Below are 24,349 nucleotides of genomic sequence, written 5' to 3'. Positions count from 1 at the left end.
GGGGACCTTGAGCGACGTGCTCTTCTATCACCTGCAGAACCGGCCGCTCGACGCCGCCTTGCCCCAGCTTCTGGAGAAGTGCCTGGAGCGGGGCTGGCGCTGCGCGGTGCAGGCGACGTCCACGGAGCGCATCGAGGCGCTGGACGCCCTGCTGTGGACCTATGACGACGCGGCCTTCCTGCCGCACGGCACCGACCGCCAGGGCGAGCCGGCCCGGCAGCCCATCCTGCTCACCACCGACGAATCGAATCTCAACGGCGCTGTGGTGCGCTTTCTCATTGATGGCGCGCTGATTCCCGACACGGGCCGCTATCAGCGGGTGATCCATCTCTTTGACGGCAACGATTCCGAAGCCGTCGAACCTGTTCGCCAGGCGTGGCGCGCGGCGAAGGCCGAAGGTCACAACGTGACCTACTGGCAGCAGGACGAGAACGGGCGCTGGCAGCGCCGCTGATTGCGGCCCAGGGGTGGCGCCTTCCGCCACATTCCGCGGCGCCCTACGGGGAAGAATTCGGGCGCGTGCCCGTTAATCCCTGATTTACCAAGGCTTTTGACGGCGTTTCCGGCAGTCTCGTGGTGGGCGAGTGTGGCGTGAGAATTGTGTCTCGACAGCAACACATCGTGGCGGAATGGGCGCCGAGGGGCCTTTGGTACCACTTTGGCTTTGCACCGCCCGGTGGTTTCGAACAGTATCGCTGTGGGTGCCGCGCCGTGCGGCGGGTCCTGACAATCGAAAACCCAACATTGGTCCAATTTGGGGGAGAATGAAATTGAAGACGGTCATTAAGAATGTGCTGCTCGGCTCGGTTGCCGGGCTTGCGATGGTCGGGACTGCTGCGGCGGCCGATCTGCCTGTGAAGGTGAAGGCTGCGGAATATGTGAAGATCTGCTCCACCTACGGCGCGGGCTTCTACTACATCCCCGGCACCGATACCTGCCTGAAGGTCGGTGGCTATGTGACGGCCGACACCTACTACACCAAGGTCGAGCGCACTGTTAGCGCCTACGAAGTTGGCGAAGGCTTCTTCCGTTACACCGGCAAGCCGGATGGTCAGTTCGACTTCTACAGCCGCGCCGCTGTTCAGCTCGACGCTCGCACCCAGACCGAATACGGCACCCTGCGTTCCTACATCGAAGCTCGCATCGAGCAGGGCCAGAACTACGGCTACGGTCTGACCGACGACGGCACCACCTCGGCGGTCTTCTCGGACACCACGCGTAACCGCGCTGTCCTGAAGTACGGCTATATCCAGTTCGCGGGCTTCACCTTCGGTCAGGCCACTTCGGCCTTCGACTTCTGGGCTGGTGACGGCTGGTACGGCATCCGTCCGGGTAACTTCTACTCGGATCAGTCGCTCAACGTGATCCAGTACACCGCTGACTTCGGCAATGGCTTCTCGGCGACCATCGCCCTCGAAGACGGTCAGGCTCGCGAAGACGACTACGGCTTCGGCGATTTCACGCCGTTCGGTGGTTCGTTCACGACCCAGGGCCAGCAGGTTCCGGACATCGTCGCGAACATTGCCTATGAAGGCACCTGGGGTGCGTTCAAGATCTCCGGTGCTTACCACAACATCGGCGATGTTTACTATGTAGGCCTCGGTGGCACGGGCTTCATCTCGAGCGCCGACGACTCCGGCTGGGCCGCTCTCGCTGGTGTGCGCTTCGACTTCGCTGAGACCACCACCCTGTACGTCGAAGGCGCTTACTCCAAGGGCGCTCCGGGCTATCTCGGCCTCGCCGGCGCTCTCCCGGTTGTCGACTACTACGGTGACGGCGTCGCCGGCTGGTACGTCGGTGGTTCGCTGACCCACTACTGGACGCCCGCCGTCTTCACCACCCTGGTGGGTAGCTACACCGCTTCCGACGATTACGCGGTTGACAACATCAATAGCATCGACTTCACCGGCTACAACGTCGGCGTGAACATCGGTTGGAAGCCGGTCAAGGGCTTGACCCTCGTCCTGCAGTACGACTACCTGTCGGCCGAATACAGCGGTGGCAATTCCTACTTCGGCACCTCTGTGACCGACACCACCGAGCAGAACCGCGTCACCTTCTCGGCGAAGCGTTCTTTCTGATCCCTTCCAGGATCGGCTCTACGGAAAGCCCCGGCCTTGTGCCGGGGCTTTTTGCTTTTGGGCTTCACGCGGTGCGGTGGCTCACAGACAGTGAATCTGGCGACAATGCTCACTGCGCATACGGCATCGCGCCGGGCGCGGTGCCCGGCCCGACCTCAACTCATATCCCTGCAAACAAAAGTGGACCTCAGTCCGAATGCCGTCTTGGTGCAGCCGGCCGGCCCATTAGGGGGCCATGGCCTCGTCAAGCGCGGCCGAGGCTTCGAGCCAGTCTTCTTCCGCCCTCGCCAGCGCTTCCGCCGCCGCGCTGCGCTCACGTGCCAAACGCTGCGCCTCCAGCGGCGCGCGCGTATACAGCGTGTCGTCGGCCAGCTTGGCGTCGAGCGCGCTGAGGCTGCGTTCCAGCTTCGCCATCGCCGCCTCGAGATCCTTGATCCGCTTGCGCAGCGGCGCCGTCTCGCTGCACCGATCCGCCGCCTGCCGCCGTTCGTCGGCGCGGCTGCCCGCCGCCTCCTTGCGCGACGCGGAGGCGGTGCGGCCGACGACGAGCCGCTGATATTCGTCGAGATCGCCGTCATAGGGGCGCACCGTCCCCTCCGCCACCAGCCACAATCGCTCGGCGGAGGCGTCGAGGAGGGTGCGGTCGTGGCTGATGAGGATGACGGCGCCGGGAAAATCGTTGATCGCCTCGATCAGCGCCTGCCGCGCCGCGATGTCGAGATGGTTGGTCGGCTCGTCCAAGATCAGCAGATGCGGGCCATGAAAGGCGGCGAGGCCGAGCAGCAGCCGCGCCTTCTCGCCGCCCGACAGCGCCGCGATGATCGTATTGGCCGTCGCGCCGGAAAAGCCCATTTCCGCCGCGCGCGAGCGCACCTTGGCCTCCGGCGCCTCCGGCATCAGCCGGCGCACATGGTCGTAGACCGTCTCATTCGCGACCAGCTCGTCGAGCTGGTGCTGGGCGAGATAGGCGATGTCGAGCCCGGCCGCGCGCACGATGCTGCCGCCAAGCGGTGCCAACCGGCCGGAAATCAGCTTGGCGAATGTGGACTTACCGTTTCCGTTCGGTCCGAGCAGGGCAATGCGGTCGTCATGGTCGACGCGCAGGGTAAGGTTGCGCAGCACCGGCTTGCCCGGCGCATAACCGGCCGAGACACCGTCCAAAGTGAGGATCGGCGGCGAGGGGATGCGCTCGGGATGGCGGATGGAGATCGCCGCCGCCTGTTCGCTCGCGGCTTCCGCGATCGGCGCCATGCGGGCCAGCGCCTTCAGCCGGGACTGCGCCTGCTTGGCTTTGGTCGCCTTGGCGCGGAAGCGCTCGACAAAGGCTTCCATATGTTTGCGCTTGGCTTCCTGCTTGGCGCGCGCCTTCTGGTCGACGACCTGCTTCTCGGCGCGCTGGCGCTCGAAGGAATCATACCCGCCGCGCCAAAGGGTTAACTTGCCCTGATCGAGATGCAGGATGAAGCCGACCGACTGGTTGAGCAACTCGCGGTCATGGCTGACGATCAGCACGGTGCGCGGGTAGCGGGACAGGAAGTCCTGCAGCCAAAGCGTGCCTTCGAGATCGAGATAGTTGGTCGGCTCGTCCAGCAGCAGCAGGTCCGGCTCGGCAAAGAGCAGGGCGGCGAGTGCCACCCGCATGCGCCAGCCGCCGGAAAACTCCGAACAGGCGCGCTGCTGGGCGGCGTCGTCGAAGCCGAGGCCGGCGAGGATGCGCGCCGCGCGTGCCGGCGCGGCATGGGCGTCGATGTCGACGAGGCGCAGCTCGATCTCGGCGATGCGCGCGGGATCGGTGGCTTTCTCGCGTTCGGTCAACAGCTTGGCGCGTTCGGTGTCTGCGGCCAGCACCACGTCGATCAGCTTCTCCGGCCCGGCCGGCGCCTCCTGCGCCACCTGGCCGATGCGGGCGGCGGCGGGGATGCGGATATCTCCGCTCTCCAGCTCCAATTCGCCGGTTATGGCGCGGAAAAGCGTGGTTTTGCCGGTGCCGTTGCGACCGACGAGGCCGATCCGCGCGCCTTCCGGCAGCGCCACCGAGGCGTGGTCGATCAGAAGCCGGCCGGCGATGCGGAGCGAGATATCGTCGAGAATGATCATGCCCGTCTTGTGCCGCGCCGGCGGCCGGCCGGCAAGAGTGCCGGCGCGCCTGGCCTAGCCCCGGCGGGAAATGCCGCTCTCGCGCTGGAAGGCGATGAGATCGAGCGAGGGCGCGGCGTCGTTGCCGAGCAAGCCACTGATAATACAGTGAACCTGGCCGCGGTGATGGGTCTGGTGATTGAACACATGGTCGAGAATCGTCGCCAGAACCTGGGTGAAACGGGTGCCGTTGACGGTGACATAGCTGTGCTCGGCCGCCAGTGTCCCCACGTCGAGCCCCTCCACATAGGCGCTGATGCGGGCGTCCTCGGCCGCGCGGGCCGGCGCCAGTTCCGCGAGCGTTTCGAACAGGATAGCGTCGAGACCCGCAGGCTCCATGCCGGACCCGGTGAGCCGGCGCATCCACAGCCGGTCACCCACCAGAAGATGGTTCAGCGTGCCATGCACCGAGCCGAAAAACGCGCCGCGCGCGGCCTTGTATTGCTCGTCGCCAAGCCGGGCGGCGGCGGCGTAGAGGCGCTGATTGGCCCATTGATTATAGGCGGCGAAGGTGCGGTAGCGATGCGTGACGAGCTGTTCCAACGTCTCGGGCAGCGGCGAGGTCGGCATGAGGAAACTCCCGGTCAAGCTCGGCGCAAGGGCGCGCCAGACAGAGGCCGGCAGTGTGCAACAGCTTGGCAGGGCGGACTAATTCGCAGTGATGATGATTTCTATCAGCGTCGCCGAAGCTGGCGTAGGGGAGGGGGAAGCGCCCCGGCCGCGCGCAGCGCGGCCGGGGCGTTCCAGCCTCGAGCCTCCGCCGGGTCGGCGGGAACGGCGGCTGCCATTGGCTGTTCCGTTTCCGGAATGCCCCTATCCTGCATAGGGCGGCGCAACGCAGGCTGAACGCGCCGTTGGCTGTTGTTCATCCGGTGGGCTGAGCGCCGCGCAAAAAAGTGCCCCGGCTCCTTGGGGGAGAAGCCGGGGCTGATGGGCTCGCGTTGGGGCTTGGGGGAGTGGGGATGCCGCGAGCCTAACCTGTGAAACCAGTGGATGATGAGTGCAGTGAGGTGGAGTGTGTGTCCGACGAGACCGACGACAGCGCCCTCAATGACCGCCGGACCTCAGTAGCAGACCGGGCGCTCGACCTCGACCATGCGGCCGGCATCGGTGACCCACCGGGACTGCATCACGCAGTCGCCGGCCACCTGCTCGACGGGGATCTCGACCGTGGCGACGGGAAGCTGGCGCTTGAAATAGCCGGTGGCGTCGGCCGCGCCGACGAAGAGCGCGGTGAAACCCATGACGGCGGCAACAGCACTGATGGCAATGGCCTTGTACATCGCGGCACCTCATCCACCTGCCGGTGGGGAGGCCACCGGGCTTCATTGCGTCCTTAACGCGCTCATCACTTCGACACGAAACTCCAGGCGCAGAACTTCTCTCTCTGCGCCGCCCGTTCTGGCGGCTGCAGCGGAACGATACGTTTCAGGTCCGTTCATTCGTCTGCGTCTCGTTTCGTCCGTTAACGCCTACTTAACGTGCGTACTCCCGGAAGAGTTCCAAGAGGTAATCATGAAGTCGTGAACGGCGATTATTCCGCGAATACGCAACGCGGCGCCTTCACCCAGCGCGGGGCACCCTCGGTGAACACGGCGCGCCGTTCGAGATAGCAGGTCTTGTACCCCGCCGGCTCCCGCGCCGGATCGGTCGTCGCGTCGGCGACGGGAAGGAACGGCACGGCGAGAAAACCCACAAGCACGGCCACCATCCCCGCGATGGCCAGAACACATTTCTTCATCGGTAACATCCCTGCGCTGCGGCACTCCGGCCGCTCTGTTGCCTAAACAGATGAGCGCCGAGGGGTTCCGCCGCAAGCGGGTTATTTCGTGTACGAACGATTCGGCGGACGGTGTTGCCAAGGCGTGTCGAAAACGCCGCCCGCGCTTCTCTTGTCCGCAGGCGGAGGCGCCGCTATAAGCCGCTGCGAACTTTTCGCCCCCACATTTCCAGGGAAACAGACCATGGCGCTCGAGCGCACTTTTTCCATCATCAAGCCCGACGCCACCCGTCGCAATCTCACCGGCGCCGTCAACGCGCTGATCGAGAAGGCGGGCCTGCGCATCGTCGCGCAGAAGCGCATTCAGCTGACCCGCGCCCAGGCCGAGACCTTCTACGGCGTCCACAAGGAGCGCCCCTTCTTCGGCGAGCTCGTGGACTTCATGATCTCCGAGCCGATCGTCGTGCAGGTGCTGGAAGGCGAGAACGCCGTCGCCAAGTACCGTGAAGTGATGGGCGCCACCAACCCGGCCAACGCGGCCGAGGGCACCATCCGCAAGGAATTCGCCCTGTCCGTCGGCGAGAACTCGGCCCATGGTTCCGACAGCCTGGAGAATGCGCAGATCGAGATCGCGCAGTTCTTCTCCGGCAACGAAATCGTCGGCTGATCGCACGATCTGCCGCCCGTCAGGGTGGCAAGGCGTTGAAATCGCACCCCGTCCGGGCCTTCGGACGGGGTGTTTCTTTTTGCGAAGCAGCGTAGACTAAGCTCTCGCAGCATCATTTGCTGAGAAAAATGCGGTATTCGGGCTTGGCCACCGCATGGATTATTATGTATGTTCCCCGAATGGGCGCTGCGGGGGTCCGGCCATGGAGAAGTGGCCCGCAGCGGGGATGCCGTTAATGGCGCGCCAAGAGCGCCCGGGAGTGGGCCCGCCGGAGCCACCTCCTCTTGCCTCACCTCAAATCATGGCGCGCCAACGCCGACACAACTGACTTGGAGTCCCGTCCGCATCCGGACGGGAAGGTGAGGGAACGACCGCAATGAGCTACCTTGAGCCGCTATTCTGGCTGGCACTTCTCAAAATCATCTGGATCAACGTCCTGCTTTCGGGCGACAACGCCGTGGTCATCGCCATGGCCTGCCGCTCGCTGCCCGACAAGATGCGCCGCACCGGCATGATCCTGGGCGCCGGCGTCGCCGTCGGCATGCGCATCGTGTTCACCGCCATCATCGCCGTTCTGCTCGGCCTGCCCTGGCTGCGCATCGTCGGTTCGCTGGCGCTCATGTACATCGCCGTTGATCTCGTGCTGCCGGAAGAGGGCGAGGAAGGTGGCGTCGCCGCGCATGACAATCTGTGGCGCGCCGTCGGCACCATCGCCGTCGCCGATCTGGTGATGAGCCTCGACAATGTCGTCGCCATCGCCGCCGTGGCGGATGGCAACTGGACGCTCATCATCATCGGTCTCGTCATCTCCATCCCGATGATCATCGCCGGCGCGGCGCTGATCATGGGCCTGCTGGCCCGCTTCCCCTTCCTGGTGTGGGCCGGCGCGGCGCTGCTGGGCTGGGTGGCCGGCGAGATGTTCGTCTCCGACGTGAAGGTGCTGGACTATTTCGGCGAGGCCGTGGTCCATCACTATGAATATGCCGCCGCCGCCGCCGGCGCGGTGATCGTGCTGGCCACCGGCTGGACGATCTCCCGCTTCAAGGGCGGGGCGCACGCGGCGGGCCCGCACGGCTCGTGATTTGACGGGGCTTCCCTCCCCCTCGGCGCCCGCGACTCGACATGAGCGCGGGCGTCGGGCGTTTTAGGGGTGCTTTCTGGCGTAAATTATAATGTATGCCAGAAAGGGGGCGGGTATTCCCTCTGACATCTGAACAAGACCCGACTCTCAGAGAGGACATGATGGATTTCTCAAGCCCGATCTTCTGGGTGGCCTTGCTCCAGATCATCTGGATCGACCTGCTGCTCTCCGGCGACAACGCGGTGGTGATCGCGCTCGCCTGCCGTTCGCTGCCGGAAAAGCAGCGCAAATGGGGCATCCTGCTCGGCGCCGGTGCGGCGGTGGGCCTGCGCATCATCTTCGCCCTCGTGGTGTCGTATATGCTCGGCGTGCCGTTCCTGAAGGTGGTGGGCGGCGTGCTGCTGTTCTGGATCGCCATCAAGCTGGTGCTCGACGAGGGCGGCGACGGCCACCATGTGGAGAGCGCCGACAGCCTGTGGAAGGCGGTACGCACCATCGCCATCGCTGACGCGGTGATGAGCCTCGACAATGTGGTGGCGATCGCCGCCGCAGCGCGCGGCCATGCCGAGCTGTTCATCTTCGGCCTGCTGCTCACCATCCCGCTGATCATCTTCGGCTCGCAGCTGATCCTGAAGCTGATCTCCCGCTTCCCCATCCTGATCTGGTTCGGCGCCGCGCTGCTCGGCTGGATCGCCGGCGAGATGCTGGTGGGCGACAAGGTGGTGCTGGAGGCGATGCAGGGCTGGGCTCCGTGGCTGGTCGAGGTGATCGCCGATCCCGAGGACCCGGTCGGGCTGAAGGCCTCCGCCGTGCCGCATTATCTCGCGGCCGTGGTCGGCGCGGTCTTCGTTGTCTCGTTCGGCTGGATCGTCAAGAGCCGCCGCCGCGAGGCGACCGCGCACTGAGCCTGATCGCAGCACCGATCGCACAGGTGTAAAAACCGAAGGCGCTCCGCTAGGATAAAAGCGGAGCGCCTTTTTCATGAATCAGCACATCTCGCCTGTCCGAACCGGTTATTCCGCCTGTCCGCATGACTGCCCCTCCACCTGCGCGCTGGAGATCGAGGTGGAGGACGGCCGCATCGGCCGCGTGCGCGGCTCGCGCGGCAACAGCTTCACCGCCGGCGTCATCTGCGCCAAGGTCGCGCGCTATGCCGAGCGGGCCAACCACCCGGACCGGCTGACACAGCCTCTGCGCCGCATGGGGGCGAAGGGGGAGGGGCGCTTCGCCCCGATCGCCTGGGACGAGGCGCTGGACGAGATCGCTCACCGCTTCCGTGCGGCGGAACAGGCGCACGGGCCGGAGACGGTGTGGCCCTATTACTATGCCGGCACGATGGGGCTGGTGATGCGCGACGGCATCAACCGCCTCACCCGCGCCAAGGGCTATTCGCGCTTCTTCTCCACCATCTGCGTCAATCCGGCCTGGAGCGGCTTCCTCGCCGGCACCGGCAAGCTCGCCGGGCCGGACCCGCGCGAAATGGCGAAGAGCGATTTCGTGGTGATCTGGGGCACCAATCCGGTCTCCACCCAGATCAATGTGATGACCCACGCCATCCGCGCCCGCAAGGAACGGGGGGCGAAGATCGCGGTGGTCGATGTCTATCGCTCGCCCACCATGGAGCAGGCGGACATCCCGATCCTCATCCGCCCCGGCACGGATGGCGCGCTGGCCTGCGCGGTGATGCATGTGCTGTTCCGCGACGGGCTGGCCGACCGCGCCTATCTCGCCCACTTCGCCGACGACCCGGCCGGGCTGGAAGCGCATCTCGCCACCCGCACGCCGGAATGGGCGGCTGACCTCACCGGCCTGCCGGCGGAGGAGATCACAGCCTTCGCCCACGCCATCGGCCGCACCAAGAAGACCTTCATCCGCGCCGGCTACGGCTTCACCCGCTCGCGCAATGGCGCGGTGGCGATGCATGCGGTGAGCTGCATCGCCACCCTAACCGGCGCCTGGCAGCATGAGGGCGGCGGGGTGTTCCACTCCAACAGCGCCATCTATGCCTGGAACAAGACCATGGTGGAGGGGCTCGACATCCCCATCACGGCGCGCGAACTCGACCAGTCGCGCATCGGCGCCATCCTCACCGGCGATGCCGAGGCGCTGCTCGGCGGACCGCCTGTCACCGCCATGTTGATCCAGAACACCAATCCGGTCGCCATCGCGCCCGACCAGGAGACGGTGCGGCGCGGATTCGCCCGCGACGACCTGTTCGTCGCCGTGCATGAGCAGTTCATGACCGAGACGGCCGCCATGGCCGACATCGTGCTGCCGGCGACCATGTTCACCGAGCATGACGACCTCTATCAGGGCGGCGGCAATCAATATGTCATCCTCGGCCCCAAGCTGGTGGAGCCGCCGGGCGAGTGCCGCAGCAATCACGAGGTGATCGTGGCGCTGGCGCAACGGCTCGGCGCGTCGCATCCCGGTTTCGAGATGAGCCCGCGCGCGCATGTCGACTGGCTGCTGCAGGCCAAGGGGCGCGGCACGGTGGACGAGCTGGAGGAAAAGCGCTTCCTCGACGTGCAGCCGGATTTCGACACCGCGCATTATGTGAAGGGCTTCAACTGGCCGGACGGCAAGTTCCGGCTGAAGCCGGACTGGGCGCATTCGCGCTATGCCTCGCCGGGCAAGTTCGGGCCCTATCGCGACATGCCGGAATGGCCGGACCATTGGGCGGTGACGGAGGAGGCGAATGAAGACTACCCGTTCCGCCTCGTCACCGCGCCGGCGCGCTCCTTCCTCAATTCCAGCTTCACCGAGACCGAGGGCTCCATTGCCCGCGAGAAGCGGCCGGAACTGCTGATCCATCCGGAGGACGCCGCCGGGCTGGGCATCGGGGAGGGCGATCTCCTGACCGTCGCCAGCGCGCGCGGCGCGGTGCTGCTGCATGCCCGCCTGTTCGACGGGCTGCGGCGCGGCGTGGTGGTGGCGGAATCGATCTGGCCGAACCGCGCGCATGAGGGCGGGCGCGGCATCAACAGCCTCACCGGCGCCGACCCCGTCGCCCCCGTCGGCGGCGCGGCGCTGCACGACAATAGGGTGCGGATCGGGAGGGTGTGAGGCCCTTGCCGCCGGCTGTCATGGGGTGCGCCGTCATCCCGGTCGCAGCCGCAGGCTTCGAGCCGGGATCGTCGACCGCAACACCGCCACGATCCCGGACAGGGCCTGCGGTCCTGCCGGGATGACACCGGCCCCAAGCGGGGCCCGTGCGAATCCTGCGGTATCCAAGGGAACCGAACCGCGCGGCGCGCGTCATAGGGGCACGTCCTTCCACCGGAACCGCCCCCATGAAATTCAACGTCGCCTCCCGGCTCGCCTATGAGGTACGCGACACCACCGTCTTTCTCCTCAACATCGAGGCGGCGGCGCTGCGCAACCAGAAGATCCTCACCGAGCGGCTGAACCTCACCCCCGCCGTCGCTGTCGACCGGCACGAACTCGACGGCGGCACGCGGCTGGTGCGGGTGGTGGTCGAGCCCGGCACGTTCGAGGTCGACTATGCCGCGACCATCGACCTCTCCATGTACGATGCCGACCCCGCCAGCCTCAGTGAAACGCCGGTGGCGGAACTGCCGCTGGAGGTGACGCCCTTCCTCAATCCCAGCCGCTACTGCCAGTCCGACCGGCTGGCCCGCTTCGCCTATCGCGAATTCGGCGCCCTTCCGCCGGGGCACCAGCGGGTGACGGCGATCTGCAACTGGATTTACGAGAATGTCGATTATCTCAGCGGCAGCTCGAATTCCGAGACCTCGGCCTATGACACGATGGTGCAGCGCGCCGGCGTGTGCCGCGACTTCGCCCATCTCGGCATTGCCTTCTGCCGCGCGCTCTCCATCCCGGCCCGCTTTGCCAGTTCCTATGCCTGGCAGCTCGACCCGCCGGATTTCCACGCGGTGTTCGAATGCTATCTCGACGGCGCCTGGTATCTGTTCGACCCCACCCGCAAGGCGGCCTTGCAGGGGCTGGTGCGCATCGGCGTCGGGCGCGACGCGGCGGATGCCGCCTTCGCCACGATGTACGGCAATGCTGTCATGACCGACATGGCGGTGTCGATCGCGCCGGTGGAGGAGGTGGCGGACGAGGAACCCACCGTCCGCGCGGTGGGGATCGCCTGAGCAATTCCCGCAAAAGTGCATAGCGGTCTTGCGATAGGAGTTGCGTATAATCAGAGAGTTAGAGCCGTGCCGGTGACGGTGAAGTCACCGGAACGGCTCCGGTCCGGGGAGCGGGCGCCGGCCGCGCCTATGGCGACGGCGGGCGAGAGGCGCCCTCCAGCCGTTCGGCGATCTTCTCCAGCAGGCGGAACTGGCTGCCGTCGATCATCGGGTTGAGCCACTCATTGCTGAGGAAACGGCTTCCCGTCGGGTCCCAGAGCGTGGATGACACATGGTCGGCATGGCCGACCAGCGGCGGAAACACGGTCCAGCAGCGCAGTTCCAGCGTTTCGAGATAGCGGTCGATCGTGTCCCTCATCACGTCCTCGCCCTCCAGGCGGTAGCCGGCGAGCGCGTTCAGCGCCTTGGGGCCGTAGACGCCGAACACCATGCCGACGACCGTGTCGAGCTCGATGAGCAGGTTCGCGCCATCGGCGTGCACCGCCTTCACCTCGCCTTGCGGTGAGAGATCGGTGATCAGGCCGGAAAACACGTCCCAGTCGCCGGCCTGCGCCTGCAGCCGCGCCAGCAGGGCGGGGAGGCGGGTGTCGAAATCGGCGGGAAGCCGCGCATCGTCCTCCCAGATCACCAGCCGCTCGCGCCTGGCCGCCAGCGTGCGGCGCGCGAGATAGCGGTAGCTGAGTGCGGTGCCCTTCCAGCCATCGACATGGCGCAGGCCGGGAAACAGCAGGGCGCCGTGGCGCTCGCTCTCGCGGGCGAGGGCGAAGCGTTCCGGCGCCTCCGGCAGGCAGAGCACAAGCGCCGGGGCGTCGAGCCGGGTCTGCGCGGTGGCGGCCTCGAAGGTGGCGTCGTCCACCACGCCGCAGCCATGCAGCGCCCGCGCCAGCATATGCGGCAGGCCGAGCGGCGAGCGGTCCGGCCGCACCGGGTCGGGGGCGGTGAAGGGCGTCAGCGGCACGTGGAAAATCTGGTGCAGCACCAGCCCGTGCGCCTGAAGTTCGGCGATGCGCGGCTGCAGCGCCTCGAACACGGCGAGCGAACCGTCGAGCCGCGCGTGAAGCGAGGCGTTCCATTCCCCCGCCAGTTCGCCGGACTCCACCAGCCAGAGAATGCGCCGGTCCGGCGGCGGAAGCTGCGCGAAAGCGCGCGGGCTGAGCACCAGATAAAGGTCGTCGGTGAAGGCGGTGGGCATGATGCTGTGCACGGTGCAGCGCAGCCCCATCGCCTCGATAATATGCGCCGCCGCCGTCGCCGCGCGGCGCAGGCTTGCCGGGGCGACCAGCGCCACGCGGCGCGTGCGCGCCAGCTGGCCGGAGGCGCGCAGGGCGCGCAGGCGCACGCGATAGTCCGGCGCGCCCTCCGAGGCGGCGGTGAAGGGCGCGCGGGCGAGTATCTCGCGCCAGCGGCGTGGCAGCAGACCCCGCAGCGCGCGGGCCATGTGGCGCAGCGCCGGCGTGTCGGACAGGCGGGCTTTTCCCTCCGTTGAACGCTGCAGCGCCTCACGGCACTCGGCCAGCTCGGCCGCCTGCTGCCTGATCTGGCGCTGCAGGCGGGCGAACTGCGCCTCCTGCGCCTGCAGCCGGTCCTGAAAATGCCGAAGCGCGGCCCGCAGCGCCTGCGGCCCCAGCGGGGGCGGCATCTGGGGCGGGGGGACGTTCATCATGGTGCCACGTAGGCGGCTTGAAGGAGCGCCCGGGGCAGAAGATCTGCGGGCGCGGGGGGGTACTGCACCGCTTTCGCCCGCAACTGTGCCAGATATGTGTCGTCGAGGCACAGGCGGATGACCGCCGCGCGCCAGGCCGGCAGATCGCCGGGATCGAGCGCCGGCATCAGCCCGGCCGAGGCTTCGATCAGAGCGGGGTGGGCGGAAACCAGCACCGGCGTGCCGAGGGCGAGGCTTTCCGCCACCGGCAGGCCGAACCCCTCGGTGAAGGAGGGGAAGACGGTGAAACGGGCATGGCGGTAGAGCCAGCGCAGCTGTTCGTCGCGCAGCGCCGGCACCACCCGCACATGCGGCGCGAGCCGCCAGTTGCGCTCCACCGCCAGCCGTACCGCGTCGGCGCCCCAGCCCCAGCGGCCAGCCAGAACCAGCACCGGCAGGCGCTCCGGCGGCAAAAGCGCGCGCAGCTGTTCCCACAGATTCAGCAGCAGTATGTGATTCTTGCGGATCTCGATGGTCGAGCAGTAGAGGACAAAGGGGCGGTCCTTCGGCAGCCCCGGCGGCGGCCCGCCGGCGAGGGCGCCCGCCGTGACGAGGCCGCCCGGCGCGGCGACGCGCAAAGGGGGAAGGGCGCAGCCCTGTTCCGCCAGCGCCCGCTCCACCTGCCGCGCCGTGTGCTGGGAAACCGCGACGAGCGCGTCTGCCTGCGCCAGCGTGCCGAGCATGTCGGCGCAGTAGCGGCGCGGGTCGCGGCCGGCGGTCCATTGCGGGGTTTCCCACACCATAAGGTCGTGCACGGCCAGTACCAGCCGCACGCCCTGCGCCCGCAGCGCGGTGAAGACGGAGGGGGCCAGATAGTCCCACGGGTTGGAAACGCTCAGCAGCACATCGCCCGCCGCCGGCGCGAAGGGCGGGGCAGGCCGCGGCGCGCGGCGCGGCTTCGCCGTCAGGCGGCCCTCCAGCTTGCGGATCAGCCGCCGCGGCACCAGCCGGTGCGTTATCAGCCGGCGCAGGCGCGGGTCGGTAAGCTGAAGCGAGGCGAGCGCCCGCGTCACCGGCCCCGGCGGCCGGGCGCGGGGCGGCGGCGGCAGCGCTCCCGCCGCCAGCTCGGCATCGGCGATCCGGCCCATGCCGTCCGGCGTGCCGGCGAGAAATTCCAGCTCCTGCCCGCTGAGCCGGCGGTAGCCGCCCTGTTCCGGGCTGCGCCGCACCAGCTGCACCCGGACCGGCTGCGTCGCGACGTGGTCGGCCGTGTGCCGTTCCACCCGCGACATGCCGACCGGGGAGTTCCAGCCGTTTTCCAGCGTCAGCGAGACATCCAGCAGCAGCGCCGGGCCGCCGCGGCCCGCGCCGGCGGGCGGGGCGAGGCGGCGTACGCACCAGCGCCCGTCGAGAACCGCCGTCCATTGCGCCAGAACCTGCGGCGTGGCGAAGTCGCGCGCGGCGCGTTCGCGCCCGTTGCGGCCGAGACGGTCGGCGAGGGCGGGATCGCGGTGCAGCCGCTCCACGGCGCCGGCCAGCCCCTCGACATCGCCTTCATCGACGAGCAGGCCGTCGACCTCGTGCCGGATCAGCTGCGCCGGCGCGCCGCAGGCGAAGGCGATGACCGGGCGCCCCTGCGCCCACGCCTCGATGATGGCGCGGCTGAAGGTCTCCGGGCCGCCATGCTCGGAAAGGGAGGTGACGAGCACGGCGCGGGCCTGGCGCAGCAGCGCCGACGGGTCGGGCACATGGTCCTGCAGGTCCAGCGTGCCGGCAATGTCGACCGCCGCCATCCGTTCCCGCAGCTCACGCTCCAGCGCGGGAATCGGCCGATGCCCGGCCGAGACGATGCGCAGGCCGGGGCAGCGCACTTTCAGCACGGCGGCGGCGGCGACCAGCGCGGCATGGCCCTTGAAGCCGTTCAGCGTCGCGAGGTGCAGGAAGGGCGCGTCCTCGGCCGGCTCGGCCGCTGGCGCTTCGGGGATGTCGACCGGGTTGGGAATCACAACCGCCCGCATCGGGCCGTGCGGCCAGACATAGTCGGCGAGATAATCCGGCCTTTCCAGCACCGAACGGTCTGGTACCACCAGCGTCGCGCGGGGCACTTGCGGCAGCAGCGCCGCGCGGTCGAACCAGAGGAAATCATGCGCGGCGACGCAGGCGATGGCGTCGAGCCCCGGCAGCCATTTTGTTGCCAGCGCGAGGATGCGCAGCGAATCGATCGTGTTGGTCAGGAGGGCGGAAGGGCGCAGCGCCAGAACGCGCTTCACCAGCCGGCGGGCGGCAATGGCGGCGAAGTCGCCCTGCGTGGCATCCACCTCATGCAGGCCGAGGCGCGGATGAGAGATGCGTTGAAGCCGTTCCAGATGCAGCGGATTGCTGGCGAACACCTCGACCCGGCGCTGCGCGAGCAGCGGCGGCAGCAGCGTCTCGATGGTGCGCTCGGCGCCGCCATAGCCTGACGCGACCGAGACGATGAGCAGGGGCGGGCGGTTCGCCGGGGGGACGGGTTCAGGCATGGCGCGTTCCGGTCCCATGCCGGAGGGACAGGGGCGCGGGCGGGGCTGCGAGGCTGTACTCGGTGCGCAGAAGCTGTTCGCCCTCGTCGGCAAGGCGGGCGGCGAGCGCCGGATCGGTCAGCAGCGCCGCGCAATGCCGGGCGAAGGGTTCGGCATCATCGGCCACGAGCGCGTGCCGCCCGGCCTCGGCCCGCATGCCGCGCATCGCATGCGAGGTGGCGACCAGAGGACGCCGATAATACCATGCCTCCAGCACTTTCACCTTGGTGCCGCCGCCGCCGCGCACCGGGGCGATGATGGCGCTGGCCTGCGCATAGAGCGGGCGCAGATCGGCGGGCGCGTGTACATAGGTGATGCCCTGCGCCGCCAGCTTGCGGCGCAGCGATGGCCCGGCCACGCCAGCGACGACGATCTCGACCTCCGGCACGAGGCGGCGCAGGCGCGGCAGCACGGCGCGGGCGAACCAGAGCACCGCATCCTCATTGGGCGGGTAGAACAGCGCGCCGACGAACAGCAGGGTGCGCCCGCGCTCGGGCGGTGGCGGCAGCGCCGGCAGCGCATCGATGACGAGGCGGTTGGGCGTGGCGCGCACCTCGCCCATGCCCGGCCAGCCTCGAACGCGGGCGGCATCCTCGGCGGCGGCGAAATGTACGACCCGGTAGCGCGGCAAGAGCTGCCGTTCCAGCCGGCCATAGCGCCATGCCTGCCATAATCGCTTCACGGCGCGGCGCAGCCGCAGCCGCCGCAACGCCAGCCCGGCGAGGCTGAGCCGCGTCGCCGATTCCCAGTCGTCGCAGTCCATTTCCGCCACTTCGCGCCAGGCGGGGGGCAGATGCGCGGCGATGTCGTGCAGATAGAAGCGGAAGGCGACGACCCGCGCCGGCACCGGGCCGGGCAGGGCGGCCAGCGCGGCGGCGATGGCCGCGTCGGGTTCGAACCAGTCCGCCAGGTGACGGGCGCGCAGCGCCGGGCCACTGCCGCGCAGCACATGCAACCGGCCCGGCAGCGGCACCGCTGGCAGCGGCGGATCGGCCTCGCGGGGAACCACCACAATGTCGAGTTCATGCGCCGCCGCCAGTTCGCAGGCCCAGCGCCAGGCCCGCCGCACCAGCCCGACGCCTTCCGGCGAGGGCACCACATGGGTGAGCAGCACCGCCCGGCTTTTCGGGGGAGGCGCGGCGCTCACGGCCGCTTCGCCCGGAACAGCCGCCGCAGCCCATAAACGAGTGCGGGGGAGGCAAGGCCGGGCGGCAGGTGCCGGCGCGCCAGCCGGGCATAGGTGGTGCGGGCATGGGCGACATAATCGGGCGTCAACCGCTTATGGCTGAAATTCGACATGTCGCGCCGTTCCTCATCCCACCACAGATGCGCCCACAAATGCAGGCTGGACGCTTGCCGCGGAAGGTGGCGGTTTTCCCGGAAAAGCCCGGCAAGGCCGTCGCGGGTCCAGTCGAGCGCGAAGAAACGGCTTTCCGGCTCGACATGGATGGTGTCGGGGAATTCGCGGGCAAGCCGATAGGGCAGGAAGGTGGAGTGGTTGCTCCAGCTGCCATCGAAGGCGGCCGGCATGCGCTCGATCCAGCGCCGGATGAAAGGCGCGCCGGGCTCGGCCATGATGAGCGCGTTGCACAGCGAGCCTTCGGGGGCCGAGGGGGCGCTGCGGTCCACCCGCTCATGCCCCATGACGCAGGACTGCGCGAACAGGGTGGCGGGCGGTGGCGCCAGGAACAGTGTGTCCATATCGGCATAGACGCCGCCCTGTTCTTCCAGCACGCGCAGGCGGATGAAATCGGACCGATGCGCATAGGCGAAGCGGGCCATGGCCTCGTCCCGGTAATCGACGGCGAGGCCCCGTTCGTCCGCGCGGATCGGCTCCACCGTGATGCGCGGGCGGATAAGCTCCCAGAGCGGGCCGAAGGGCTCGTTGAGCAGATGCACGACCACGCGTTCCGGCCGGTTCACCTCCAGACAGGAGGCGAGGCAGAGATAGTGCATGAGGTGAAACGGCTCCGTCTGCGGCAGAAGACCGAAGACGAAGTGGTAAATATTGGGGATGCGCGCCCCGCCGGGTGAGGGCCGGGCGGGTGAGGCGAGATCGGTCACAGCGGCCGCGCGAGGGTTCAACATTCGATGCCGTAAAAGCGTTGAGACGTAGGTCTGGGGCGCCGCCGTCCATCAGGCAGCGCACCGCTAAGCTTTTTGGGGTGCAAGAGCACAGTACCACTTAAGATGCTGCTACCCTTCGCCGACGCAGACCGGTGTGATCTTCGCGCTCATCCGCTTAAAGCTCGTCGTCCGAAATATTACACGATCTTACTCGCCCGCGCGTGGCCATTCACACCGGGCCGGAGAGCGATATACAGAGCGCCCGCCGGTTTCAATTCGTAGTTCCGAGGATGTGGCCATTTTTTATTTAAGCTGTCGATGTTGCACGGTGCTGACATACAGGGCCGGGCAGCCGAGACGGTATCATAAGGGGCCGGCCGGTGGCCTTGCCTTCGCCTTGGCGGGGTGCCACCTACGCGGCGCGTGGTGCACGGGGCGACCCTCCGCCATGCCACGCCATCCGGAGGAGCCGTTCAACCCATGCGTCGCCTTTTCTCCACCCGCGCGGGCGGGGGCTGGGCATGAGCGTCCCGTCCTCGGCTTCGCCTGTCTCGCTGCGCTATATCGGCCTCGGCGATGTGAGCGGCTATGCCGTGGCGGCGGCGGCACTGGTGCGCGCGCTCAGCGCGGCCGGCGTGCGGGTCGCCTGGGAACCGCTGCTGCCCGGCGGCGGGCTCGGCCTCGGCTATGCGCCGGCCCGCGCAAAGGAGGCCGGGCCGGAGGACCTGCGCACCCTGCGCGATGACGCGGCGGCGTGCGACATGGCCATTGTGCATCTGGTTCCCGAATATTACCCGCATTTCATCGCCCGCGAGCGCGGCCGGGGCACACGCGCCGTGGTCGGCCATACCGTATGGGAGACGGATCGTTTGCCGGCTCACTGGCCGGCGCTGATCAATGGGCTCGACGCGGTGATCGTGCCCACGGAATGGAACCGGCAGGTGTTCCGCGACAGTGGCGTGACGATCCCGATCCTTGTCGTGCCGCATCTTCCCCGGCCGGCGCGGGCCGTGACCGCCGAGGACCGCGAGCGTCTGCGCCAGCGCCTGCCGCCGCTCGCCGGACGGCGGGTATTCTACACCGTCTCGACCTGGCTGGAGCGCAAATCCATCGGCCCGCTGGTGGCGGCGTTCACCGACGCCTTCGGCGCCGAGGATCCGGTGGCACTGGTCATCAAGACCACGGCGCATGATCTGGAGCGCGTGCGGCGCGATCCCGGGCATGAGGGCAAGCCGGTGCCGGTGCGGCCGCAATTCGAGGCGATGATCGGCCGCGCCGTGCTGCGCCATGGCCGGCTGCCGCCGCCGATCTGCCTCGTGACCGAGGATCTGCCGGATGGCGAGATCGAGGCGCTGCATGAGCTGGGCGATTGCTATGTCTCGCTCTGCCGGGCCGAGGGCTGGGGGCTCGGCGCCTTCGAGGCCGCCTGCGCGGGGCGCCCGGTGATCGTCACCGGCTGGGGCGGGCCGCTGGCGTTTCTGCGGCCCGAGGACGCCTATCTCGTCGACTGGGCGATGGTGCCGGTGCAGCCGGGCGAGGCCAATGCCAGCTATACGCCGGACCAGCACTGGGCCGAGCCGGACCATGCCAGCGCCGTGGCGGCGCTGCGGGCGGTGGCGGACGACCCCGCCGAGGCGGCGCGGCGGGGCGCGCGGGCGGCGCGGCATATCGAGGAGAGCATCGTGCCCGAGAACGTGGCGCGCGATCTGCTGGCGCAGCTCGCCGCCCTGCCGGGCGTGCCGGCGGCGGCACCTCGCGCCGGGCCGATCCGCCGCGCGCTGAGCGCCGCCCGCAAGATGCGCCGAAATCTATTTGCCAGCAAACGTCGTCGCTGAGGCCGGGCCGTCCGGAGGCTGGCCGGAGCTAGACGCGGCCGCGTCAGACGTAGCCGCGTCAGATATGGCCGAGGTCCTCATAGCTGCCATGCAGCGCCCAATCGCCGTCGCTGAAGCGGTCGCGGGCGAAATTGTGCTGGTGCCAGTAGGGGTAGAGATAGGGCGGCCGGCTGACGAGGTTCAGCCGCTCCAGCTCCTCGGCGGTGAGGGTGATGTCGACGGCGGCGATGTTGTCGCGGAAATGGGATTCCTCGGTGCCGCCGACCACCAGCGAGGCGATGCCGGGGCGTGACAGCGTCCAGGCGATGGAAATCTGCGCCGCCGTGACCCCGCGCGCGCCAGCGATGTCGTTCAGCACGTCGACGATCCGCCACAGGCGCTCGCTGTCGCGGATTGGCGGCTCGCTCCAGCCGGCGGCCTGGCGCGAATCGGCCGGGAACTTGTCGCGGCCGAAGCGGCCGGAGAGCAGGCCGGCGGCCAGCGGGCTCCACACCATGACGCCGACGCCCTGGTCGACCGCGATGGGCAGAAGTTCGTACTCGGCTTCGCGCGCTTCCAGCGTGTAGTGAATCTGCTGGGTGACGAAGCGCGGCAGCCCCTTGGCCTCGGCGATGCCGAGCGCCTTCATGACATGCCAGCCGGAATAGTTGGAGCAGCCGATATAGCGGATCTTGCCCTGGCGCATCAGCGCGTCGAGCGCCGAGAGCATCTCGTCGAGCGGGGTCAGCCCGTCCCATTCGTGCAGGAAATAGATGTCGATATGGTCGGTGCGCAGGCGCTTCAGGCTGCGCTCGCACTCGCGGATGAGGTGATAGCGCGACACGCCCTCGTCATTGGGCCCGTCGCCGATACGCATGCGCGCCTTGGAGGAGATGAGCACGCGCTCGCGCCGCCCTTCCAGCACCTCGCCGACGATCTCCTCGGAACGGCCGAGCGAGTACATGTTGGCGGTGTCGATGACGTTGATGCCGCCATCGAGGCAGGTGTCGACCAGCCGGCGGGCCTCGGGGACACCGTGATTGGCGACCATGGCGAAGGCACCGACCCCGCCAAAGGAGAAGGTGCCCATGCTGAGGGCGGAAACCTTGAGGCCGGAACGGCCGAGCGTGCGGTATTTCATCAGGGCTCTCTCCCGGAAAGCGCGGCCGCTCAGGTGCGGCCTGTCAATGTGGCCGCGACAGCGGCGATGCCGAGTTCGGGACTGGTGAGGACGGCGCCGCCGGCGCGGGCGGCGGCCGGCAGCGCGTCCGCCATCGAGGCCTGCGCCAGCACGACCAGATCGACCTGCGGCGCCACCTCCTCGAAGGCTTCGCGCACCCGCCGGTCATGCGTCTCCCGGTCACCCGCGGCGAGATCGGCGAAGGCGCCCTCGCACAGCCGGGCCAGCAGAGTAACCTCGCGACCCGTGGCGGCGGCAGTGGCCTCGATCAACCGGCCGGTCGGCTCCAGCGTGGTCGACAGCGTCGCCAGCACGCCGATGCGGCGGGCGCGGCGCACCGCTTCCTCCACCATGCCGCGATCGATGCGGAACAGCGGCACGGCAAGGGTCGGGCGCAGCGCGTCCACCGCCTCGCCGAGCGTCGAGCAGGTGACGAGCACCGCGTCGGCGCCGACGGCGGCATCGCGCACACGGGCGGCGAGCCGCTCCCGCGTCGCCTCGGTGAGGGCGCCGGCGCGGATGGTCTCGGAAAGCAGGCTCTCATCGACCGTATGGGTGAAGCTCCACCCCGGCAGCGCCTGCGCCGCCAGCGGTTCCAGCCGCGCGGGCAGGGCGGGCACGGTGTGGATCATCGCCAGAATCGGCATGGGCTCTCTCCTCACGCGGTCTGGGCGACGCCACGGCGGCGCACGGCGCGCGGGGCGGGGCGGGGATCGGCCGGCCCGCGATCGCTGGCGCGGGTGACGAGGCTGGCGCCGACCAGGATCTTCACCGGCCGCTGCGGTTCGGCGGCGTTGATGAGATCGTCGAGAATGGTCACGGCGAGATTGCCGATCTTGCGCTTCGACACGTCGATGGTGGTGAGCGCCGGCTCCATGGTGGCGCTGAGGGGGAGATTGTCGAAGCCGATCACCCCGACATCCTCGGGGATGCGGATGCCGAATTCGCGCAGCGCCTTGATGAAGCCATAGGCGATCACGTCATTGGTGCAGAAATAGGCGTCCGCCAGTTCCAGCCCCTCGCTCAGCGCCTTCACCGTGTCGGTATGGGCGCCGTCGAAGGTGGATTCGACCGAGATTATATGGGCGGGGTCGATGGTCAGCCCCAGCCGCGCGGCGTTGCGGTGGAAGGCGTGCTGGCGGAGCTGGAAATTCGTGGTCTCGACATGGCTCGCCACGAAGCCGATGCGCGCGAACCCCTGCTGGCGCAGCCGGGCCATGACCTGATGGACCGCGTCCTCATTGTTCATATTGACGAAATTGGCTTCGACCACGTCGTAGAAGGTGTCGATGAACACGATGGGCCGGCCGACGCCCTGCAGCACGCGGATGTCGGATTCCGACATTTCCGTGCCGAGCGCGATGATGCCGCTGACCGGAGCGACGGCGATCATGTCGGCGACCGCCGTCATGCCCTGGCCCTCATGGCTCACCACTTCCAGCGCGTAGCCGCGCCTTGTCGCTTCCGCCGACATGCCGTCGATATAGTCGGAGACGAAGACGCTGTGGTCGCGGTTCACGGTGTGGCCGTGCTTGGCGATCTTCAGGAAGCGGATGGTGCCGGTGGCGTCGGGGCGCGGCTTGGCGAGGCGGGGGACATAGTTGAGCCGGGCGGCAGCTTCCAGCACCCGGGCGCGGGTGAGGCCGGAGATTTCCCCCTTGCCGTTCAGCACCAGCGAGACCGTGGCCGGCGAGACGCCCGCCGCCCCGGCAATGTCCCGAATGGTGAAAGACGTTTTGGCTTTCATGTCCGGCTGCACGTCCCGATGGAACCCGATGAGGTTCGCGGCAAAATTTGTTTAGTAAACATTCGGGTCTCTTTTTGAGCGTTAAGCCAAATATCCCGGCCTTGCAACTGTCTTGCAAGAACGGTGCGTCCGGCCCGGCTCTCGACTGCAGCCGCTGCCTGCGATTTGCGCAGGCGGCGCCCACCGTCCGACGACGCAGGTGGTTGCCGGGCGCGGTGGGAAGGGCGGGTAAATGCGTCAGAAATACTGTCCCATAAGGCTTTGGCATACGAAATCCCACGCCGTGGTTCGCCGGACACCGCAGCACCGCCGTGCCGGTTTTTTCATCCCGCTGCGGTTTGCGGCAGCTGCCGGACGGTCGCGGAAACGGTGTCGCAGGGGTGCCGCAGCCCGCTTGCGTCGCGCAAAAGCCTTTGCTACGAATTTAGTGAAGCCGGCCAGAGTTTACTAAAAAGGACGGCGCGACTCCGGGAGGAGACCATGCGAGCCACCGGCGGACAGCTGGTCATGCTCATCGCCATCAATGTGGCGGTGCTGGCGTTGGGAGCGGCCATTTCCGGCGGCGCCTTCCTGTCGCCGTTCAATCTCCAGTCCATGGCCGGGCAGCTGCCCGAAATCGGCTTCCTCGCCATCGGCGTCATGCTTGCCATGTGCGCCGGCAATGGCGGCATCGACCTCTCCGGCATCGCGCTCGCCAATCTTTCCGGCGTGCTCTCGGCGGTGGTCGTCGGCTCCTTCCTGTCGAGCGCCGACCAGCCGGCGGCCTATTCGCTCGCCTTCATCGCCGGTGCGCTGGTGATCGGGCTCGTCGGCGGCACCTTCAACGGGCTGCTGATCAGCCGGATGAACATCACCCCGATCCTGTGCACGCTCGGCACGCAGATGCTGTTCACCGGCCTCGCGGTGGTCGCCTCGGATGGGCGCGCGGTGGCGGTGGGCACGCCGGACCTGTTGTCGGAGATCGGCAACGGCCTGTTTCTGGGCGTGCCGATCAGCTTCCTCATCTTCATCGGCGTCGCCGCCTTCATCGCCGCCCTGCTGAAGTTCACGCCGTTCGGGCTGTGGCTGATGCTGATGGGAACCAACCCCAAGGCCGCGCTCTATGCCGGCTTCCCCAAGACGCGGGTGCTGATCGCCACCTATGCCACCAGCGGCCTGCTCTCCGGCCTTGCCGGCATCATCATCGCGTCGCGCAACGTCAACGTGAAGTGGGATTACGGCACGTCTTACCTGCTTATCGCCATCCTCATCGCGGTCATGGCCGGCGTGCGGCCCGAAGGCGGCTATGGCCGCGTGATCTGCGTGGTGCTGGCGACCATCGCCCTGCAGCTGATGTCCAGCATGCTGAATTTCGGCGGCCTGTCGAACTTCGTGCGCGACTTCGCCTGGGGCGCGCTGCTTCTGACCTTCCTGGCGGTCGGCCGCTACGACGTGGCCGGCTTCCTGATGCCCAACAAGAGCAAACGGCTCGTGTGATGCGCCCCCCTCACGCATCGGAACTCGACATGAGGGAAGCAACAACAATGGAGGAAACG

General features: G+C 68.0%; 20 protein-coding genes. 9 read left to right on the top strand and 11 right to left on the bottom strand.

The window, feature by feature from the left end:
- Positions 1 to 7: 7 nt before the first annotated feature.
- Positions 8 to 454: a DNA polymerase III subunit chi gene (locus tag J2S75_RS12280; RefSeq protein WP_307020151.1), complete on the top strand. Its 447-nt coding sequence runs from the start codon at positions 8 to 10 to the stop codon at positions 452 to 454.
- A gap of 310 nt (positions 455 to 764) precedes the next feature.
- Positions 765 to 2,081 (top strand): porin, encoded by a 1,317-nt coding sequence (locus J2S75_RS12275; protein ID WP_307020150.1) that lies wholly within the window; start codon positions 765 to 767, stop codon positions 2,079 to 2,081.
- A gap of 225 nt (positions 2,082 to 2,306) precedes the next feature.
- Here J2S75_RS12275 and J2S75_RS12270 read toward each other — a convergent pair whose 3' ends face one another.
- From J2S75_RS12270 to J2S75_RS12255, 4 genes are all read right to left on the bottom strand, one after another.
- Positions 2,307 to 4,178: an ABC-F family ATP-binding cassette domain-containing protein gene (locus J2S75_RS12270; protein ID WP_307020149.1), complete on the bottom strand. Its 1,872-nt coding sequence runs from the start codon at positions 4,176 to 4,178 to the stop codon at positions 2,307 to 2,309.
- Between the two features lie 54 nt (positions 4,179 to 4,232).
- The gene (locus J2S75_RS12265) at positions 4,233 to 4,787 is read right to left on the bottom strand and encodes a DinB family protein (protein ID WP_307020148.1); all 555 of its coding nucleotides are present in this window, start codon (positions 4,785 to 4,787) and stop codon (positions 4,233 to 4,235) included.
- A gap of 494 nt (positions 4,788 to 5,281) precedes the next feature.
- Positions 5,282 to 5,500: a hypothetical protein gene (locus J2S75_RS12260; protein WP_307020147.1), complete on the bottom strand. Its 219-nt coding sequence runs from the start codon at positions 5,498 to 5,500 to the stop codon at positions 5,282 to 5,284.
- 251 nt (positions 5,501 to 5,751) lie between these two features.
- A complete protein-coding gene (locus J2S75_RS12255; protein WP_244377264.1) occupies positions 5,752 to 5,958 on the bottom strand; it encodes a hypothetical protein in 207 nt (68 codons plus the stop codon).
- Between the two features lie 223 nt (positions 5,959 to 6,181).
- Between J2S75_RS12255 and ndk the strand changes: the two genes are divergently transcribed.
- The 5 genes from ndk (at position 6,182) to J2S75_RS12230 (ending at position 11,806) form a co-directional block, all read left to right on the top strand.
- Positions 6,182 to 6,604, top strand: a complete 423-nt coding sequence (gene ndk, locus J2S75_RS12250) for a nucleoside-diphosphate kinase (RefSeq protein ID WP_244377262.1) — start codon at positions 6,182 to 6,184, stop codon at positions 6,602 to 6,604.
- A 376-nt stretch (positions 6,605 to 6,980) separates the two neighbouring features.
- Positions 6,981 to 7,685, top strand: coding sequence for a TerC family protein (locus J2S75_RS12245; protein ID WP_307020146.1), 705 nt, complete (start codon positions 6,981 to 6,983; stop codon positions 7,683 to 7,685).
- A 161-nt stretch (positions 7,686 to 7,846) separates the two neighbouring features.
- A complete protein-coding gene (locus tag J2S75_RS12240; protein ID WP_307020562.1) occupies positions 7,847 to 8,590 on the top strand; it encodes a TerC family protein in 744 nt (247 codons plus the stop codon).
- A gap of 76 nt (positions 8,591 to 8,666) precedes the next feature.
- Positions 8,667 to 10,751 carry a molybdopterin-containing oxidoreductase family protein gene (locus J2S75_RS12235; RefSeq protein WP_307020145.1) on the top strand — a complete coding sequence of 695 codons (2,085 nt, stop codon included), beginning with the start codon at positions 8,667 to 8,669 and terminating at the stop codon, positions 10,749 to 10,751.
- 227 nt (positions 10,752 to 10,978) lie between these two features.
- The gene (locus J2S75_RS12230; protein WP_307020144.1) at positions 10,979 to 11,806 is read left to right on the top strand and encodes a transglutaminase-like domain-containing protein; all 828 of its coding nucleotides are present in this window, start codon (positions 10,979 to 10,981) and stop codon (positions 11,804 to 11,806) included.
- 127 nt (positions 11,807 to 11,933) lie between these two features.
- On the opposite strand, the gene J2S75_RS12225 is transcribed toward J2S75_RS12230, so the two are convergent.
- From J2S75_RS12225 to J2S75_RS12210, 4 genes are read right to left on the bottom strand one after another with little or no spacing between them, the layout of a single operon-like run.
- Positions 11,934 to 13,469 (bottom strand): glycosyltransferase family protein, encoded by a 1,536-nt coding sequence (locus tag J2S75_RS12225; RefSeq protein WP_307020143.1) that lies wholly within the window; start codon positions 13,467 to 13,469, stop codon positions 11,934 to 11,936.
- The gene (locus tag J2S75_RS12220; protein ID WP_307020142.1) at positions 13,466 to 15,967 is read right to left on the bottom strand and encodes a glycosyltransferase family 4 protein; all 2,502 of its coding nucleotides are present in this window, start codon (positions 15,965 to 15,967) and stop codon (positions 13,466 to 13,468) included. Before J2S75_RS12220 ends, J2S75_RS12225 begins: the two co-directional genes overlap by 4 nt.
- Positions 15,960 to 17,153 carry a glycosyltransferase family 4 protein gene (locus J2S75_RS12215; protein WP_307020141.1) on the bottom strand — a complete coding sequence of 398 codons (1,194 nt, stop codon included), beginning with the start codon at positions 17,151 to 17,153 and terminating at the stop codon, positions 15,960 to 15,962. The genes J2S75_RS12220 and J2S75_RS12215 overlap by 8 nt, the downstream gene beginning before the upstream one ends.
- A complete protein-coding gene (locus J2S75_RS12210; protein WP_307020140.1) occupies positions 17,150 to 18,070 on the bottom strand; it encodes a glycosyltransferase in 921 nt (306 codons plus the stop codon). The genes J2S75_RS12215 and J2S75_RS12210 overlap by 4 nt, the downstream gene beginning before the upstream one ends.
- 524 nt (positions 18,071 to 18,594) lie before the next feature.
- Here J2S75_RS12210 and J2S75_RS12205 point away from each other — a divergent pair.
- Positions 18,595 to 19,908 (top strand): glycosyltransferase family protein, encoded by a 1,314-nt coding sequence (locus J2S75_RS12205; RefSeq protein ID WP_307020138.1) that lies wholly within the window; start codon positions 18,595 to 18,597, stop codon positions 19,906 to 19,908.
- 58 nt (positions 19,909 to 19,966) lie between these two features.
- Here J2S75_RS12205 and J2S75_RS12200 read toward each other — a convergent pair whose 3' ends face one another.
- The 3 genes from J2S75_RS12200 to J2S75_RS12190 are packed head-to-tail and all read right to left on the bottom strand — an operon-like array spanning position 19,967 to position 22,814.
- The gene (locus J2S75_RS12200) at positions 19,967 to 21,028 is read right to left on the bottom strand and encodes an aldo/keto reductase (protein ID WP_307020137.1); all 1,062 of its coding nucleotides are present in this window, start codon (positions 21,026 to 21,028) and stop codon (positions 19,967 to 19,969) included.
- A 29-nt stretch (positions 21,029 to 21,057) separates the two neighbouring features.
- Entirely contained in the window at positions 21,058 to 21,714 is a 657-nt protein-coding gene (locus tag J2S75_RS12195; protein WP_307020136.1) for an aspartate/glutamate racemase family protein, read from the bottom strand.
- A gap of 11 nt (positions 21,715 to 21,725) precedes the next feature.
- Positions 21,726 to 22,814, bottom strand: a complete 1,089-nt coding sequence (locus J2S75_RS12190) for a LacI family DNA-binding transcriptional regulator (RefSeq protein WP_307020135.1) — start codon at positions 22,812 to 22,814, stop codon at positions 21,726 to 21,728.
- Positions 22,815 to 23,294: 480 nt separating this feature from the next.
- On the opposite strand from J2S75_RS12190, the gene J2S75_RS12185 reads away from it, so the two are divergent.
- Positions 23,295 to 24,290 (top strand): ABC transporter permease, encoded by a 996-nt coding sequence (locus J2S75_RS12185; protein WP_307020134.1) that lies wholly within the window; start codon positions 23,295 to 23,297, stop codon positions 24,288 to 24,290.
- Positions 24,291 to 24,349 lie beyond the last annotated feature (59 nt).

Source organism: Ancylobacter polymorphus, assembly GCF_030813495.1.
Lineage (GTDB): Bacteria > Pseudomonadota > Alphaproteobacteria > Rhizobiales > Xanthobacteraceae > Ancylobacter > Ancylobacter polymorphus.
The sequence above is the reverse complement of the archived record's forward strand: the minus strand, read 5'-3'. Positions and strand labels throughout refer to the sequence as shown.